This window comes from Phytobacter sp. V69, assembly GCF_965644215.1.
Lineage (GTDB): Bacteria > Pseudomonadota > Gammaproteobacteria > Enterobacterales > Enterobacteriaceae > Phytobacter.
In genome coordinates this window covers 1-16,276 of record NZ_CBFFRL010000110.1, presented here as the reverse complement: position 1 = coordinate 16,276, position 16,276 = coordinate 1, and the positions used below count along the sequence as shown (strand labels likewise).

At 53.8% G+C, this 16,276-nt stretch carries 16 protein-coding genes and 1 pseudogene; 15 read left to right on the top strand and 2 right to left on the bottom strand.

From position 1 onward, the window contains the following. Positions 1-202: 202 nt before the first annotated feature. Positions 203-361, bottom strand: a complete 159-nt coding sequence (locus ACSZPU_RS15715; RefSeq protein WP_499000544.1) for a YqaE/Pmp3 family membrane protein — start codon at positions 359-361, stop codon at positions 203-205. Between the two features lie 215 nt (positions 362-576). Between ACSZPU_RS15715 and ACSZPU_RS15710 the strand changes: the two genes are divergently transcribed. Together ACSZPU_RS15710 and alaE are read left to right on the top strand one after the other, a co-directional pair. Then, the gene (locus ACSZPU_RS15710) at positions 577-756 is read left to right on the top strand and encodes a GDFGVC terminal motif YodC-like protein (protein ID WP_499000541.1); all 180 of its coding nucleotides are present in this window, start codon (positions 577-579) and stop codon (positions 754-756) included. Between the two features lie 475 nt (positions 757-1,231). Next, positions 1,232-1,678, top strand: a complete 447-nt coding sequence (alaE, locus tag ACSZPU_RS15705; RefSeq protein ID WP_499000539.1) for an L-alanine exporter AlaE — start codon at positions 1,232-1,234, stop codon at positions 1,676-1,678. A 32-nt stretch (positions 1,679-1,710) separates the two neighbouring features. Here the strand turns inward: alaE and ACSZPU_RS15700 are convergent, their stop codons facing one another. Beyond that, complete coding sequence (locus tag ACSZPU_RS15700) at positions 1,711-2,055, bottom strand: DUF2002 family protein (protein WP_499000536.1); 345 nt, start codon at positions 2,053-2,055, stop codon at positions 1,711-1,713. Between the two features lie 163 nt (positions 2,056-2,218). Between ACSZPU_RS15700 and ACSZPU_RS15695 the strand changes: the two genes are divergently transcribed. The 13 genes and pseudogenes from ACSZPU_RS15695 to ACSZPU_RS15635 form a co-directional block, all read left to right on the top strand. Beyond that, entirely contained in the window at positions 2,219-2,545 is a 327-nt protein-coding gene (locus ACSZPU_RS15695) for a DUF883 family protein (protein ID WP_499000534.1), read from the top strand. A gap of 252 nt (positions 2,546-2,797) precedes the next feature. Beyond that, complete coding sequence (gene nrdH / locus ACSZPU_RS15690; RefSeq protein WP_499000531.1) at positions 2,798-3,043, top strand: glutaredoxin-like protein NrdH; 246 nt, start codon at positions 2,798-2,800, stop codon at positions 3,041-3,043. After that, complete coding sequence (gene nrdI / locus ACSZPU_RS15685) at positions 3,040-3,450, top strand: class Ib ribonucleoside-diphosphate reductase assembly flavoprotein NrdI (protein WP_499000529.1); 411 nt, start codon at positions 3,040-3,042, stop codon at positions 3,448-3,450. Before nrdH ends, nrdI begins: the two co-directional genes overlap by 4 nt. After that, on the top strand, positions 3,423-5,567 hold the full coding sequence (gene nrdE, locus ACSZPU_RS15680) for a class 1b ribonucleoside-diphosphate reductase subunit alpha (protein ID WP_499000526.1): 2,145 nt from the start codon (positions 3,423-3,425) through the stop codon (positions 5,565-5,567). The genes nrdI and nrdE overlap by 28 nt, the downstream gene beginning before the upstream one ends. 10 nt (positions 5,568-5,577) lie before the next feature. Then, positions 5,578-6,540: a class 1b ribonucleoside-diphosphate reductase subunit beta gene (gene nrdF / locus ACSZPU_RS15675; protein WP_499000524.1), complete on the top strand. Its 963-nt coding sequence runs from the start codon at positions 5,578-5,580 to the stop codon at positions 6,538-6,540. Positions 6,541-6,954: 414 nt separating this feature from the next. Next, positions 6,955-8,157 carry a glycine betaine/L-proline ABC transporter ATP-binding protein ProV gene (gene proV / locus ACSZPU_RS15670; RefSeq protein WP_499000523.1) on the top strand — a complete coding sequence of 401 codons (1,203 nt, stop codon included), beginning with the start codon at positions 6,955-6,957 and terminating at the stop codon, positions 8,155-8,157. Next, positions 8,150-9,217: a glycine betaine/L-proline ABC transporter permease ProW gene (proW, locus tag ACSZPU_RS15665; RefSeq protein WP_499000521.1), complete on the top strand. Its 1,068-nt coding sequence runs from the start codon at positions 8,150-8,152 to the stop codon at positions 9,215-9,217. Before proV ends, proW begins: the two co-directional genes overlap by 8 nt. Before the next feature lie 68 nt (positions 9,218-9,285). After that, positions 9,286-10,281 carry a glycine betaine/L-proline ABC transporter substrate-binding protein ProX gene (proX, locus tag ACSZPU_RS15660; protein WP_499000519.1) on the top strand — a complete coding sequence of 332 codons (996 nt, stop codon included), beginning with the start codon at positions 9,286-9,288 and terminating at the stop codon, positions 10,279-10,281. A 245-nt stretch (positions 10,282-10,526) separates the two neighbouring features. Continuing rightward, complete coding sequence (locus tag ACSZPU_RS15655; RefSeq protein WP_499000517.1) at positions 10,527-11,711, top strand: MFS transporter; 1,185 nt, start codon at positions 10,527-10,529, stop codon at positions 11,709-11,711. Between the two features lie 549 nt (positions 11,712-12,260). Further along, entirely contained in the window at positions 12,261-12,791 is a 531-nt protein-coding gene (mprA, locus tag ACSZPU_RS15650) for a transcriptional repressor MprA (RefSeq protein WP_499000514.1), read from the top strand. Positions 12,792-12,918: 127 nt separating this feature from the next. Continuing rightward, positions 12,919-14,091 (top strand): multidrug efflux MFS transporter periplasmic adaptor subunit EmrA, encoded by a 1,173-nt coding sequence (gene emrA / locus ACSZPU_RS15645; RefSeq protein WP_499000513.1) that lies wholly within the window; start codon positions 12,919-12,921, stop codon positions 14,089-14,091. 15 nt (positions 14,092-14,106) lie between these two features. Then, positions 14,107-15,651 (top strand): multidrug efflux MFS transporter permease subunit EmrB, encoded by a 1,545-nt coding sequence (gene emrB / locus ACSZPU_RS15640; protein WP_499000510.1) that lies wholly within the window; start codon positions 14,107-14,109, stop codon positions 15,649-15,651. 297 nt (positions 15,652-15,948) lie between these two features. After that, positions 15,949-16,200 (top strand): annotated as a pseudogene (locus ACSZPU_RS15635) (RNA ligase family protein); the annotation flags it as partial. Positions 16,201-16,276 lie beyond the last annotated feature (76 nt).

Below are 16,276 nucleotides of genomic sequence, written 5' to 3'. Positions count from 1 at the left end.
ATTCAGGCAACCGTCTGTGGTGTTTGCAGAGCTAAGATTGGCGGCTTAGCGTTGCACTTCGGAGTTGAATCCGCCTGCCAAACGTATTTTTTATCGTCTGTGAAGCGAAGAACTTTACGAATTTGCACAAAAAATCGGAGAAAACGTGTGGTTAACAATAAGTTATGAAAACATGAGGGCGACAGACGCCGCCCTTTGCGCATTAGTCGCGCGTTTGAACCCAGAACGCGTGGATCAGGCCCGGGAAATAACCCAACAATGTCAGAAGAATATTAATAATAAACGCCCAGCCGAAGCCTTTGCCGATGAGCACGCCCAGCGGGGGAAGAATAATTGTGAAGACAACACGCCAGAAACCCATAACCTCTCCAGTGCAAAGCAAAATGCAGGTAATTGTTAAAAAAGGAATTTAATGTTAAAGCGTAGCTATATTACGTAACATCGCCAGCCGTGCCTTGTGCTTTTACCCTCTTTTACGCAAAACGACATTTCATCAATCGTTGCCATCACCCGGCCCGACTGTACCTTGTTGGCCGTTCGCGCTAAGGTTTAGTGACGAATAATAAGGAGGACAATATGTTTGCTATTGGTGATGTGGTGCAGCCGCGTATCGGCGGGCCAAAATTGAAAGTTGTAGAAGTGCATGAGGACCAGATTGTCGCCGTACCGGCGCACGATGAGGCAGCAGAAAAAATCACCCTCAAAGCAGCGGATGTTTCTCTCTACAAAGAAGACGGCGATTTCGGCGTCTGCTGATCGATGCTGCGGTGAGTCCCCCTCGCCGCAGCCCACCTGTTTTTACCTTCCCCCTTCATCACATTTTTCTATGCAATAAATCCGCATATTTACCCAATCATGAAATCAGCATTAAACGCTGGTAAAAGGCTTTCTCTAGCATAAAAAATGCTGCCGGGCATTGTATGAACATGGCGGAAGGATTGTTCGCTAAAAGCGGCATTTCCTTCGCAATCGGCTTTGTGAATAACATCACACAACATCCATAAGATAATGATATTTAATGGTTTTACTGCCCCATCAAACAAAAATAACGAAATGCGTAAAAAACGCACAAACGCAGAGCTATTTATCCAGAAAATAGTAATAAATAAAAATTAATAGCTAGTTGTTAGTTTATAACCAGACGGATAATCTAACGCCATCAAATGAACCACAGCAAACTGCTAGTTACCGTTCGGCATCCGCTTATTTTATCTTTTCAAGGAGCAGTACCATGTTCTCTTCGCAGTCCCGCCTGCGTCATGCCGTGGCAGACACCTTCGCAATGGTTGTCTATTGTTCGGTAGTGAACATGCTCATTGAAATATTCCTCTCCGGAATGACATTCGAGCAGTCGCTTTCATCACGTCTGGTTGCCATCCCGGTCAACATTATTATTGCCTGGCCTTATGGCCTGTATCGCGATGCGGTCATGCGTTTTGCCCGCCGTATTAGCCCGAAAAGTGGCATGCGCACGCTGGCGGATGTGGTGGCCTATGTCACTTTCCAGTCACCGGTCTATGTCGCGATTTTGCTGACTGTCGGCGCCGACTGGCATCAGATTATCGCGGCAGTGAGTTCAAATGCGGTGATATCAATGGTGATGGGTGCGCTGTACGGATACTTCCTTGATTACTGCCGCCGCCTGTTTGGCGTGAGTTTTCAGCAGGCCAAAGCCTGATGGGAGAGTGACAGGCCCGCGCCTGTCACTGTTTATTGAAGCTCGCCGAATAATCCCGATAAAAAACGCTCAAGCGCCAGTCGGGAACTGAAACCGTGTGGAATACCGTAATGTTCCTGCGCGTCCCCGCCTAAATATAACGGGAAGTTCTGATAGTGATCGCACGTCTTGATTTCCGAGGCGGGCTCCGCAAGGGACAGACTTCGTTCTTTTAGCGTGGGGTGAATGATGAGCGCCGTACGTCCCATACGCGCCTCCCGGTTCACATACACATAATTGTCACCACGGCGGTAACCATAAGCTTTCGTCGTCGCGACATCCATTCTAAATCCCACTTTCTCAAGAACGCGTGCCACCTCATCGGGTCGTAAATACATATTTTTTCCTCGTCATCTTTTTACTGCAACGCAACCTTACATTACTCAGCATTAGCAACGCTTTCAGAAAAGTCCATAAACGAGGGCAAATGGCCTGTCAGGACGTAGCGGGGCAAAAATATGGTCTAAACTGAAATTCACTTCGAAAACAAAGGAGGACCCGATGTTTAACAGACCTAATCGCAGTGATGTGGATGATGGCGTCCAGGATATCCAGAATGATGTTCATAAACTGGCCGATAGCCTGGAAGATGTGCTCAAGTCCCTGGGCAGCGACGCAAAAGACGAGGCCGATACCGCACGTCGTAAAGCGCAGGCGCTGTTAAGGGAGACCCGGGCGCGTCTGAATGGTCGGACGCCTGTTAGCCAGGCTGCCCGTGATGCCGTAGGGTGTGCCGGTACCTATGTGAAAGAAAATCCAGTGTATGCACTGGGGGCAGTCGCCGCCGTGGGTATTTTCCTTGGCGCGCTGATTTGTAACCGCCGTTAACCCCGCTTTACTCTGCCCCGCAACCCCGGACGTGATGCACGTTTGGGGTTTTTTATTGCCTGTTGGCACGATTTACGCATACGCGAAAGCCTTCCCGCCGCGCTCATCACCTGGAATAAATAAATCGCATTTTCCTATATCTTGTGTGGTTGAAACTTCTATCAACTACATCTAGTATTCCTGTTAGCAACTAACACACGACTGACGCGAACCTTTCGCGCCGTTCCCTTATTTTAAATGGAAACACGAATCATGCGCATTACTATTTACACTCGAAATGACTGTGTACAGTGCCACGCCACAAAACGGGCAATGGAAAGCCGTGGCTTTGAATTCGAAATGGTGAACGTCGATCTGGTTCCGGATGCTGCAGATGAACTGCGTGCGATGGGTTTTCGTCAGTTACCGGTTGTCGTCGCAGGGGAAACCCGCTGGTCCGGTTTCCGTCCGGATATGATTAACCGCCTGCACACCGCGCCGCAAGCGGCCAGCGCATGAGCACCCTCGTCTACTTCTCCAGCAGCTCGGAAAACACACAGCGGTTTATCGAGCGACTGGGGATGCCGGCGGTGCGCATTCCGCTCAATGAGCGTGAGCGCATCCGGGTAGACGAACCCTACATCCTGATAGTTCCCAGCTATGGCGGCGGGGGTACGGCAGGCGCCGTGCCGCGTCAGGTTATCCGCTTTTTAAACGATCAGCACAATCGCGCCCTGATTCGCGGCGTGATCGCCTCCGGCAATCGCAATTTCGGCGAGGCCTATGGGCGGGCGGGAGACGTGGTGTCGCAAAAATGCGGCGTGCCGTATCTCTACCGTTTCGAGCTGATGGGAACACAGCAGGACATCGACAATGTGCGTAAAGGAGTGAGCGAATTTTGGCAACGACAACCGCAGAGCGCGTGATGCAAACCGCACCAGATTACCATGCGCTGAACGCCATGCTGAACCTGTACGATAAAGCCGGCCGCATCCAGTTCGACAAAGACCACCAGGCGGTAGATGCCTTCCACACCGGCCACGTGCTGCCCAACACCGTCACGTTCGCCAGCCAAGATGAGCGCCTTAACTATTTAGTGCAGGAAGGCTATTACGACGAAAGCGTGCTGGCGCGTTATGACCGCGCTTTCGTGGTCGACCTTTTTGCCCACGCACATGCCAGCGGCTTCCGCTTCCAGACCTTCCTCGGTGCATGGAAGTATTACACCAGCTATACCCTGAAAACCTTCGACGGCAAACGCTATCTCGAACACTTTGAAGACCGGGTATGCATGGTGGCGCTGACCCTCGCACAGGGAGATGAAGCCCTGGCACAGCAGTTAACCGATGAGATCCTCTCGGGACGTTTCCAGCCCGCCACGCCTACTTTCCTCAACTGCGGCAAACAGCAGCGCGGCGAGCTGGTCTCCTGCTTCCTGCTGCGTATTGAAGACAATATGGAGTCCATTGGCCGTGCGGTGAACTCGGCGCTGCAATTGTCCAAACGCGGCGGCGGCGTGGCCTTTTTGCTCTCTAACCTGCGTGAAGCCGGTGCGCCGATTAAACGCATTGAGAACCAGTCGTCGGGGGTGATCCCGGTGATGAAGATGCTGGAAGACGCCTTCTCCTACGCTAACCAGCTGGGCGCGCGTCAGGGCGCAGGGGCGGTGTATCTGAATGCACACCACCCGGATATTCTGCGTTTCCTCGATACCAAACGAGAAAACGCTGACGAAAAAATCCGTATCAAAACCCTCTCGCTGGGGGTCGTTATCCCGGATATCACTTTCCAACTGGCGAAAGAGAACGCCGAAATGGCGCTGTTCTCTCCCTATGACGTGGAGCGCCTGTACGGCAAACCGTTTGGTGATATCGCGGTAAGCGAAATGTACGACCAGCTGGTTGCTGACGATCGCGTACGCAAAAAATACATTAATGCCCGCGATTTCTTCCAGACGCTGGCGGAGATCCAGTTTGAATCAGGCTATCCGTACATCATGTACGAAGATACGGTGAACCGCGCCAATCCGATTGCCGGGCGCATCAATATGAGCAACCTGTGCTCGGAGATTTTGCAGGTCAACAGCTCCTCCACGCTGGATGAAAATCTGGATTATGTCGACATCGGCCATGATATTTCCTGCAACCTCGGGTCGCTGAATATCGCCCATACCATGGATTCGCCGAATTTTGGTCAAACGGTGGAAACCGCCGTTCGCGGCCTGAGCGCGGTATCCAATATGAGCCATATCCGCTCGGTACCGTCGGTCGAAGCCGGTAACGCCGCCTCGCACGCCATTGGTCTGGGGCAGATGAACTTACACGGCTATCTGGCGCGTGAAGGTATTGCCTACGGCAGCGAAGAAGGTCTCGATTTCACCAACTTCTATTTCTACACCATCACCTGGCATGCGCTGAACACCTCGATGATGATGGCCCGCGAACGCAATCAGCGCTTTGCCGGGTTCGAGCAGTCGCGCTATGCCAGCGGTGAATATTTTAATCAGTACCTGGAAAAGGACTGGCAGCCAAAAACCGAGAAAGTCCGTGCGCTCTTTGCCCGAAGCGGCATCACTATCCCTGACCGCAATATGTGGGAGCAGTTGCGCGAGAATGTGATGCGCCACGGCATATACAACCAGAACCTGCAGGCGGTGCCGCCTACCGGGTCCATTTCTTATATCAATCACGCCACCTCGAGTATTCACCCGATCGTGTCGAAAATTGAGATTCGCAAGGAAGGCAAAACCGGGCGCGTTTACTACCCAGCCCCGTTTATGACCAACGAAAACCTGACGTTTTACCAGGATGCTTACGAAATCGGGCCGGAGAAGATCATCGACACCTACGCTGAGGCCACGCGCCATGTGGATCAGGGGCTGTCGCTGACGCTGTTCTTCCCGGATACCGCCACCACGCGCGACATCAACAAAGCACAGATTTACGCGTGGAAGAAAGGCATCAAGACGCTGTATTACATCCGTCTGCGCCAGCTTGCGCTGGAAGGGACGGAAATCGAGGGCTGCGTGTCCTGCGCGCTGTAAGGAGAAAAGGATGAAACCACTGTCACGCGTTAGCGCAGTCAACTGGAACAAGATTCAGGATGATAAAGATCTTGAGGTCTGGAACCGCCTGACCAGCAACTTCTGGCTGCCGGAAAAAGTGCCGCTGTCGAACGATATCCCCGCCTGGCAGACGCTGAGCCATGCGGAACAACAGCTCACCATTCGGGTTTTCACCGGGCTGACGCTGCTGGATACCATTCAGAACACCGTGGGTGCACCGACGTTAATGGCCGATGCGCTGACGCCACATGAAGAAGCGGTGATGTCGAACATCAGTTTTATGGAAGCGGTGCATGCGCGCTCCTACAGCTCGATTTTCTCCACGCTGTGTCAGACCAAAGATGTCGACGCGGCCTATTCCTGGAGTGAGGAGAACAGCGCGCTACAGCGTAAAGCTCAGCTTATTCTGGAGTATTACCGCGCCGATGACCCGTTGAAAAAGAAAATCGCCAGCGTCTTCCTGGAGTCGTTTTTGTTCTATTCCGGCTTCTGGCTGCCGATGTACTGGTCAAGCCGTGGCAAGCTGACCAACACGGCGGATTTGATTCGTCTGATCATTCGCGATGAGGCGGTGCACGGTTATTACATCGGCTATAAGTATCAGAAAGGGCTGGAGAAAGTCAGCGAGGACAAACGCGAGGAGCTTAAGAATTTCGCGCTGGAATTGATGATGGATCTCTACGATAACGAAGTGACCTATACCGAAGATTTGTATGCGGATTCCGGCTGGGTGGAGGATGTGAAAGCCTTCCTGTGCTACAACGCCAACAAGGCGCTGATGAACCTCGGCTATGAGCCGTTATTCCCGGCGGAAATGGCGGAAGTGAACCCGGCAATTCTGGCGGCACTCTCCCCCGGTGCCGACGAAAACCACGACTTCTTCTCAGGCTCCGGTTCATCGTATGTGATGGGCAAAGCGGTAGAAACCGAGGACGAAGACTGGGATTTTTAATTTTCCAGTAAGCCAGAACATCCCCGGTGGCGCTGCGCTTACCGGGGCTACGGTTTTGTAGCCCGGATAAGGTGCTTACGCCGCCATCCGGGACTGCACTATATCAAATATAATTCCCCCACAATCTCTCCGAATATTTACCCTTATTTCTGGCGTCATTCTCCCGTCATATTCTGCTGAAACAACGTGCGCCACGTCAAAATTCAACACCCAAACGATAAAAATATGACAAAAATTCAATTCGCGCTCAGCCCTTATCTCACGGGAAATTCAGGCGTTTTCGCACTTGTCAAATTCCGCGAATGCAGGACTTGAGGGTTGTCACAGAATCTCAGTATGTTAGGGTATACCCGGTTAATTATTCGCATCAGGTAACATATCGACATAAATAAATAACAGGAACCATTCTATTGCATGGCAATTAAATTAGAAGTTAAAAATCTCTATAAGATATTTGGTGAGCATCCACAGCGAGCTTTCAAATATATCGAAAAAGGACTTTCGAAAGAACATATTCTGGAAAAAACAGGGCTATCGCTTGGCGTTAAAGACGCCAGTCTGGCCATTGAAGAAGGCGAGATATTTGTCATCATGGGATTATCCGGTTCGGGTAAGTCTACAATGGTACGCCTTCTCAATCGCCTGATTGAACCCACCCGCGGACAGGTGCTGATTGATGGCGTGGATATCGCCAAAATATCAGACGCTGAACTCCGTGAGGTGCGCAGGAAAAAGATTGCGATGGTCTTCCAGTCATTTGCGCTGATGCCCCATATGACGGTACTGAATAATACCGCATTTGGTATGGAATTAGCGGGCGTGCCTGCGGGTGAACGACAGGAAAAAGCCCTGGACGCATTACGTCAGGTGGGGCTTGAGAATTACGCCCATGCATATCCGGATGAACTCTCTGGCGGGATGCGCCAGCGTGTAGGTCTGGCCCGCGCATTAGCCATCAACCCGGATATCTTATTAATGGATGAAGCCTTCTCGGCGCTCGACCCATTAATTCGTACGGAGATGCAGGATGAATTGGTGAAATTACAGTCGCGCCACCAGCGCACGATTGTCTTTATTTCCCACGATCTGGATGAAGCCATGCGAATTGGCGACCGGATTGCCATCATGCAAAATGGCGAAGTTGTTCAGGTAGGTACACCGGATGAAATTCTGAATAATCCGGCGAATGATTATGTACGCACCTTCTTCCGTGGCGTGGATATTAGCCAGGTATTTAGTGCGAAAGATATTGCCCGCCGTACACCGGTTGGCCTGATTCGTAAAACGCCGGGTTTCGGTCCGCGTTCCGCGCTGAAATTACTGCAGGATGAAGACCGCGAATACGGTTATGTCATTGAACGCGGCAATAAATTTGTCGGCATTGTCTCCATCGACTCCCTGAAATCGGCCCTCGGCCAAAATTTGGGTATCGATGCGGCGCTTATTGATTCCCCGCTGGCGGTGGAAGCAGAGACGCCGCTTAGCGAATTGCTCTCCCACGTCGGGCAGGCACCCTGTGCCGTGCCGGTCATCGGTGAAGAGCAACAGTACGTGGGCATCATCTCCAAACGGATGCTGCTGCAGGCTTTAGATCGCGAGGGGGCAAACAATGGCTGATCAAAATAACCCGTGGGATAGCACACCGGCAACCGACAGCGCAGCACAATCGGCTGACGCATGGGGTTCATCTCCTGCACCCGCCCCGACGGACGGCGGCGGTGCCGACTGGCTGACCAACGCCCCGGCCCCTGCGCCGGAACATTTCAATATTATGGATCCCTTCCATAAGACGCTGATCCCGCTGGACAGCTGGGGCACGCACGGTATCGACTGGGTGGTGACGCACTTCCGCCCGGTATTCCAGGGCATCCGTGTGCCGGTGGATTACATTCTGAGCGCCTTCCAGCAGTTGCTGCTGGGGATGCCTGCACCGGTGGCGATCATCGTGTTCTCACTGATCGCCTGGCAGATCAGCAGCGCCGGGATGGGCGTTGCGGCGCTGGTATCGCTGATTTTGATCGGCGCGATTGGCGCATGGTCACAGGCGATGGTGACGCTGGCGCTGGTGCTGACCGCCCTGTTGTTTTGTATCATCATCGGCCTGCCGCTGGGTATCTGGCTGGCGCGCAGTCAGCGGGCGGCGAAGATTATTCGTCCACTGCTCGATGCCATGCAGACAACGCCTGCGTTTGTTTATCTGGTGCCGATTGTGATGCTGTTCGGGATTGGTAACGTGCCGGGTGGGGTGGTGACGATTATCTTCGCCCTGCCGCCGGTAGTGCGTTTGACCATTCTGGGGATTAACCAGGTGCCAGCCGACCTGATTGAAGCATCACGTTCATTTGGTGCCAGCCCGCGCCAGATGTTGTTCAAAGTACAGTTACCACTGGCCATGCCCACCATTATGGCGGGGATCAACCAGACGCTTATGCTTGCCCTCTCCATGGTAGTAATCGCATCGATGATCGCCGTTGGCGGGCTTGGCCAGATGGTACTTCGCGGTATTGGCCGCCTCGATATGGGGCTGGCAACCGTCGGTGGCGTGGGGATCGTTATCCTCGCCATCATCCTCGACCGCCTGACGCAGGCGATGGGTCGCGATTCCCGCAGCCGTGGTAATCGCCGCTGGTACAGCACCGGCCCGCTTGGGTTGATTACTCGCCCGTTCACTAAGTAACGATGTCGCCCGCCCGGCTGACCAGCCGGGCCAGCACGTCTTATACCACCGAATAAAAAGGAACAACGATGCGACATACCATCATTCTTGCCACAGCGTTCGCCACCCTTGTCTCAACCAGAACATTCGCGGCTGACCTGCCAGGCAAAGGCATTACCGTGCAGCCTTTCCAGAGCACCATCTCCGAAGAAGCATTTCAGACCCTGTTAGTTAGCCGCGGGCTGGAAAAACTCGGCTACACCGTCAATAAACCGAGCGAAGTGGACTACAACGTCGGCTACACCTCCATGGCCGCAGGCGATGTCACCTTTACCGCCGTTAACTGGCAACCGCTGCATGACGACATGTACGCAGCAGCAGGCGGCGACAAGAAATTCTACCGCTCTGGCACCTTCGTGACCGGTGCGGCGCAGGGTTATCTGATCGATAAGAAAACCGCCGAGCAGTACAAAATCAAAAGCATCGACCAGCTTAAAGATCCGAAAATTGCCAAACTGTTTGATACCAACGGCGACGGCAAAGCCGATCTGACCGGTTGTACGCCGGGTTGGGGCTGTGAAGCGGTGATCAACCACCAGATTGACGCTTATGGTCTGGGCAATACCGTGGTGCATAACCAGGGCAATTATGCGGCGATGATGGCCGATACCATTACCCGCTTTAAAGAAGGCAAACCGGTGCTGTATTACACCTGGACGCCGTACTGGGTCAGCGACGTGCTGAAACCGGGTAAAGACGTGGTCTGGCTGCAGGTGCCGTTCTCTTCCCTGTCAGGTGAGCAGAAAAATATCGACACCAAACTGCCTAATGGCATGAACTATGGCTTCCCGGTGAACACCATGCACATTGTGGCCAACAAAGCCTGGGCTGAGAAAAACCCGGCGGCGGCGAAGCTGTTCTCAGTGATGAAGCTGCCGATTGCCGATATCAATGCGCAGAATGCGATGATGCACGCCGGTCACGCATCCGAAGCGGATATTCAGGGTCACGTTGATGGCTGGATCAAAGCCCACCAGCAGCAGTTTGATGGCTGGGTGAAAGAGGCGCTGGCCGCGCAGAAGTAAGGTTTTTCGCCTCTCCCGTAGCCCCGGTAAGCGAAGCGCCACCGGGGACAATCCCGGATGCGGCGCAAACGCCTTATCCGGGCTACGATTTCACGCCTTTCTCCCTCTCCCATGGGTGAGGGCATCAGAGCGCACAACGCTCGTTTAACCGCACATTACGACACGCGATCCTGGTCACATTTTTCTCTTCATTGGTTATGATGATTCCCACAAAAATAATCAGCTAACGAATCATTCAGAGAAAAATGACTAAACCTCATCATGGGCTTAGCCCGGCGCTGATTGCGCTTATGTGCGTCGCCACGGGCCTGTCAGTCGCAAGCAACTACTACGCGCAACCGCTGCTGGACACCATTGCGCACGCCTTTTCCCTCTCCCCCAATCAGGCAGGCTTTATCGTTACCGCGGCGCAGCTGGGCTACGCCGCGGGCTTACTGTTTCTGGTCCCGCTCGGCGACATGTTCGAGCGCAGACGGCTGATCGTCACTATGACGCTGCTCGCAGCAGGTGGCATGCTGATCACTGCCAGCAGCTCAACGCTGGGCCTGATGATCCTCGGTACCGCCCTCACCGGCCTGTTCTCGGTGGTCGCACAAATCCTCGTGCCCTTAGCGGCTACGCTGGCCACGCCGGAAAAGCGCGGTAAAGTGGTCGGTACGATAATGAGCGGCCTGCTGCTGGGGATCCTGCTGGCGCGCACCGTCGCCGGTATGCTGGCCGACATTGGCGGCTGGCGTACAGTCTACTGGGTCGCCAGCGTGTTGATGGTCATCATGGCGCTGGCCCTGTGGCGCGGTTTACCCAAAGTTAAGCAAGAGACGCACCTGAACTACCCGCAGCTGATTGGTTCGGTCTTCACCCTGTTTGCCCGGGAAAAACTGTTACGTACCCGCGCGCTGCTGGGTTGCCTGACCTTCGCCAATTTCAGCATTCTCTGGACGTCGATGGCCTTTCTGCTGGCCTCACCGCCGTTTAACTTCTCCGAAGGCATCATTGGGTTGTTTGGTCTGGCAGGGGCCGCTGGCGCACTGGGTGCACGTCCGGCGGGCGGTCTGGCGGATAAGGGCAAATCCCACCTCACCACCACCGTCGGGCTGATTTTGCTGTTCCTCTCCTGGGTGACGATTGGCTTTGGCCAGTACTCGGTTATCGCGCTGATTGTCGGTATCCTGGTACTCGACCTGACGGTTCAAGGGGTACACATCACCAACCAGACCGTGATTTACCGCGTCAAGCCGGATGCGCGTAACCGTCTGACCGCCGGCTATATGACCAGCTACTTTATTGGCGGTGCGGCAGGATCGCTGATTTCCGCCTCTGCGTGGCAGCACGCAGGCTGGACAGGGGTGTCTATCGCCGGGAGCAGTTTTGCCGCCGTTAACCTGCTTGTCTGGTGGCGCGGATTCCATAAATTGCCCGCGGCAGAATAAAATCACGCCCACGTTAAGACTAATCATCACAAAACCGGGGTGTTAAGGTGCCCCTGAGTCTGATATGGTTATGAGACTTATTTATCCCGGTGATTTTAACGTGGGTGATATTTCACAAATACTATGGATAGTACAGACACGATAAGCGACCCCTCACCCGTTGCGCCCGCAACATTTTTGGAGGGGCTCAAAGACCGTCACCCAATCGTATTGAGTTACGTTCGTGTGGCATTCCCATTCAGCCTGAATGCCACGAAGCCGGGCGTTTCGCCACTCCACAGCGTATTTTTCTCCTGCATCACCCTTTTTTTCATCCCCACCGCGACCCTTATGGGCTGCGTTAACGCTTTATTCACCGTTCTGGGGCTGAGTTTCTGGACAACGCGCCGCACTATTATTCCAACATTTTTAAGCGCGCTCAATTACGGAATCACCTGGAAATTTCTGACAGTTCCATAACTAAAGCAAATTTATTAGAGAAAATAATACATTTACTTTATTTGTCACTGTCGTTACTATATCGACTGCAATTAATGAGGTTATGCCCAAATGGATAGTTCGTTTACGCCCATTGAACAAATGCTAAAATTCCGCGCCAGCCGCTATGAGGATTTCCCGTTCCAGGAAATTCTGCTCACCCGCCTGTGTATGCACATGCAGGGCAAGCTGCTGGAAAACCGCAACAAAATGCTGAAAGCTCAAGGGATTAACGAAACATTGTTTATGGCGTTAATCACCTTAGAGTCTCAGGAAAACCACAGTATTCAGCCATCTGAGCTGAGCAGCGCGCTGGGCTCTTCACGCACTAACGCCACGCGTATCGCCGATGAGCTGGAAAAACGCGGCTGGATTGAACGCCGTGAAAGCGACAATGACCGTCGCTGCCTGCATCTGCAACTGACCGATAAAGGTCATGAATTCCTGCGTCAGGTTCTGCCACCGCAGCACAACTGTCTGCACCAACTCTGGTCGTCGCTAACAACCACAGAAAAAGACCAACTTGAGCAGATCACACGCAAGCTGCTCACTCGCCTGGATCAAATGGACGAAGACGGTGCCATCCTTGAGGCACTGCGCTAACGCTGAGATCCGCTCGAACATCCAGATTGAATAAGAATTCCGTCAGGCCGGCACGTCACACTGCTGGCCTTTCTGACAAAACAGGTCGGCCTTGCCGATATGAAATAATAAGATCGTGGAGAAAAACATGAGCGCAAATGCGGAGAGTCAAACCCCGCAGCAACCGGTCAAAAAGAAAGGTAAACGTAAAGGCGCCCTTCTGTTGTTGACCTTGCTCTTTATTGTTATTGCCGTGGCATATGGGATTTATTGGTTTTTAGTACTGCTTCATTTTGAAGAAACCGATGACGCATACGTGGCAGGGAACCAGGTTCAAATTATGGCGCAGGTATCCGGCAGCGTGACGAAAGTCTGGGCTGACAATACCGATTACGTCAAACAAGGGGATGTGCTGGTCACGCTCGACGCCACAGATGCCCAACAGGCATTTGAAAAAGCGCAGACCACGCTGGCTTCAAGCGTCCGTCAAACCCGTCAGTTGATGATCAACGGCAAACAGTTGCAGGCAAGCATTGAGCTGCAGCGTACGGCTCTGGCTCAGGCGCAAACCGATTTTAATCGTCGCGTGCCGCTGGGCAGCGCCAACCTGATTGGTCGCGAAGAACTGCAACACGCCCGTGATGCCGTTGCCAGCGCCCAGGCGCAACTGGATGTCGCTATTCAACAATACAACGCCAACCAGGCGATGATTCTGGACACTCGTCTGGAAGATCAGCCGGCGGTGAAACAGGCCGCCGCTGAACTGCGTAACGCCTGGCTTGCCCTGCAGCGTACCAAAATCGTCAGCCCGATCACCGGCTATGTCTCTCGCCGTGCCGTTCAGCCTGGCGCACAGATAAGCCAGACCACCGCACTGATGGCCGTTGTACCGGCTGCCGGTTTGTGGGTGGACGCTAACTTCAAAGAAACCCAGCTTGCGCATATGCGTATCGGCCAGACGGCAACCGTCATCAGCGATCTTTACGGTGATGAAGTGAAGTACACCGGTAAAGTCGTGGGTCTGGACATGGGCACAGGGAGCGCCTTCTCTCTGCTTCCGGCACAGAACGCCACCGGTAACTGGATCAAAGTTGTTCAGCGCCTGCCGGTACGTATCGAACTGGATGCTAAACAACTGAGCGATCACCCGCTGCGTATCGGTCTCTCCACGCTGGTGAATGTTGATACCACCAACCGTGACGGCCAGGTACTGTCGAGCCAGGTTCGCACCAGCCCGGCCTACGAGAGCAACGCGCGCGAACTTGACCTGGAACCGGTTAACACCCTGATTCAAAACATCGTGAAGGCCAACGCGGGTTAATCCGAGGTACGCGTAATGCAACAGAGAAAACCGCTGGAAGGGGCGCAACTGGTCATCATGACCATTGCGCTGTCGCTGGCGACCTTCATGCAGGTGCTGGATTCCACCATCGCTAACGTCGCGATCCCAACGATTGCAGGCAACCTTGGCTCATCACTGAGCCAGGGGACCTGGGTGATCACCTCGTTCGGGGTGGCAAACGCCATTTCGATCCCGATCACTGGCTGGCTGGCGAAGCGCGTGGGTGAGGTCAAACTGTTCCTCTGGTCAACGGTCGCCTTTGCGATCGCCTCCTGGGCGTGCGGTGTCTCCAACAGCCTGAGCATGCTGATCTTCTTTCGCGTCATTCAGGGGATTGTCGCCGGGCCGCTGATTCCGCTGTCGCAGAGTCTGTTGCTGAGTAACTACCCGCCGGCCAAACGTTCCATTGCGCTGGCGCTGTGGTCGATGACGGTGATCGTGGCGCCCATTTGCGGCCCGATCCTCGGTGGTTATATCAGTGACAACTACCACTGGGGCTGGATCTTCTTTATCAACGTGCCCATCGGCGTGCTGGTCGTATTGCTGACCCTGCAATCGCTGCGCGGTCGTGAAACGCGGACCGAACAGCGTCGTATCGACGGCGTGGGTCTGGCGCTGCTGATTCTGGGGATTGGTAGCCTGCAGGTGATGCTCGACCAGGGGAAAGAGCTGGACTGGTTCAACTCCCGCGAGATCATTATCCTGACCATTGTCGCGGTGGTGTCGATAAGCTTCCTTATCGTATGGGAGCTGACGGATGAGAACCCGATAGTCGACCTCTCACTCTTTAAGTCGCGAAACTTTACCATCGGCTGTCTGTGTATCAGTCTCGCCTATATGCTCTATTTTGGCGCGATTGTTCTGCTGCCACAGCTATTGCAGGAAGTTTACGGCTATACCGCCACCTGGGCGGGGCTGGCCTCTGCGCCGGTCGGGGTGATTCCGGTTATTCTGTCGCCGATCATTGGTCGTTTTGCCCATAAGCTCGATATGCGTCGGCTGGTCACATTCAGCTTCATTATGTATGCCGTCTGCTTCTACTGGCGTGCCTATACGTTTGAGCCGGGAATGGACTTTGGCGCATCCGCATGGCCACAGTTTATTCAGGGCTTCGCCGTGGCCTGCTTCTTTATGCCACTGACGACCATTACCCTGTCGGGCCTGCCGCCGGAACGCCTGGCTGCGGCGTCGAGTCTGTCGAACTTTGCCCGTACGCTGGCGGGTTCCATCGGGACGTCTATTACCACCACGCTGTGGACCAACCGGGAATCGATGCACCATGCGCAGCTCACCGAGTCAGTGAACCCTTACAACCCGAACGCGCAGGAAGTGTATAACCAACTGCAAGGGATGGGGATGTCGCAGCAGCAGGCGTCCGGCTGGATAGCCCAGCAAATCACCAATCAGGGGCTGATTATTTCCGCCAATGAGATTTTCTGGATGTCGGCCGGGGTATTCCTGGTCCTGCTGGGGCTGGTATGGTTTGCCAGACCGCCGTTTGGTGCAGGTGGCGGCGGCGGCGGCGGTGGCGCGCACTAAGCTGCGCTCGTTCTGACAGCAAAAATAGCCTTCATAATAAGGGATCTGCGGATCCCTTTCTTATGCCCACGCTCGCAGGTGGTTGTTTTATCATCATAACGCGTGTATCTTTACGCCCGCCCCGAAATCTTCCATTCACCCTAACCGGTTCTGAGCCACGCGCTCAGGTTGTTTATCCCTCTGACGTCGTCCACCCATTATTCGGGTGAATTCTATCCTCCCACTTTTAACCTACTCAACCAGGCATTCGCACGCCGCGCGGGCGAACAATAATTAGACAAAAAATAATGGATTATCATGAATACGCAACGAAAATACGGGAGAACCTGGCACTATCCTTTCTCCCCCGGCACCACCAGCGACGACCGCATCAATGCCGATTACTGGCGCGACTTGCAGGCTATCTCGTCGCTGGTGCATACGGAAAAGCTGGACGGTGAGAATAACTGCCTGAACCGCTACGGCGTTTTTGCGCGCTCTCACGCCGCGCCTACCCAGTCCGCATGGACACACAAAATTCGCCAGCGCTGGCAATTGCTGAAAAACGATCGGCGGATTCAACTCCGAAGTGCAACGCTAAGCCGCCAATCTTAGCTCTGCAAACACCACAGACGGTTGCCTGAAT

What these genes read in the sequence shown, in the direction of transcription:
- ACSZPU_RS15715 (WP_499000544.1), bottom strand. Translation starts at nt 361, where the DNA reads ATGGGTTTCTGGCGTGTTGTCTTCACAATTATTCTTCCCCCGCTGGGC.
- ACSZPU_RS15710 (WP_499000541.1), top strand. Translation starts at nt 577, where the DNA reads ATGTTTGCTATTGGTGATGTGGTGCAGCCGCGTATCGGCGGGCCAAAA.
- alaE (WP_499000539.1), top strand. Translation starts at nt 1,232, where the DNA reads ATGTTCTCTTCGCAGTCCCGCCTGCGTCATGCCGTGGCAGACACCTTC.
- ACSZPU_RS15700 (WP_499000536.1), bottom strand. Translation starts at nt 2,055, where the DNA reads ATGTATTTACGACCCGATGAGGTGGCACGCGTTCTTGAGAAAGTGGGA.
- ACSZPU_RS15695 (WP_499000534.1), top strand. Translation starts at nt 2,219, where the DNA reads ATGTTTAACAGACCTAATCGCAGTGATGTGGATGATGGCGTCCAGGAT.
- nrdH (WP_499000531.1), top strand. Translation starts at nt 2,798, where the DNA reads ATGCGCATTACTATTTACACTCGAAATGACTGTGTACAGTGCCACGCC.
- nrdI (WP_499000529.1), top strand. Translation starts at nt 3,040, where the DNA reads ATGAGCACCCTCGTCTACTTCTCCAGCAGCTCGGAAAACACACAGCGG.
- nrdF (WP_499000524.1), top strand. Translation starts at nt 5,578, where the DNA reads ATGAAACCACTGTCACGCGTTAGCGCAGTCAACTGGAACAAGATTCAG.
- proV (WP_499000523.1), top strand. Translation starts at nt 6,955, where the DNA reads ATGGCAATTAAATTAGAAGTTAAAAATCTCTATAAGATATTTGGTGAG.
- proW (WP_499000521.1), top strand. Translation starts at nt 8,150, where the DNA reads ATGGCTGATCAAAATAACCCGTGGGATAGCACACCGGCAACCGACAGC.
- proX (WP_499000519.1), top strand. Translation starts at nt 9,286, where the DNA reads ATGCGACATACCATCATTCTTGCCACAGCGTTCGCCACCCTTGTCTCA.
- ACSZPU_RS15655 (WP_499000517.1), top strand. Translation starts at nt 10,527, where the DNA reads ATGACTAAACCTCATCATGGGCTTAGCCCGGCGCTGATTGCGCTTATG.
- mprA (WP_499000514.1), top strand. Translation starts at nt 12,261, where the DNA reads ATGGATAGTTCGTTTACGCCCATTGAACAAATGCTAAAATTCCGCGCC.
- emrA (WP_499000513.1), top strand. Translation starts at nt 12,919, where the DNA reads ATGAGCGCAAATGCGGAGAGTCAAACCCCGCAGCAACCGGTCAAAAAG.
- emrB (WP_499000510.1), top strand. Translation starts at nt 14,107, where the DNA reads ATGCAACAGAGAAAACCGCTGGAAGGGGCGCAACTGGTCATCATGACC.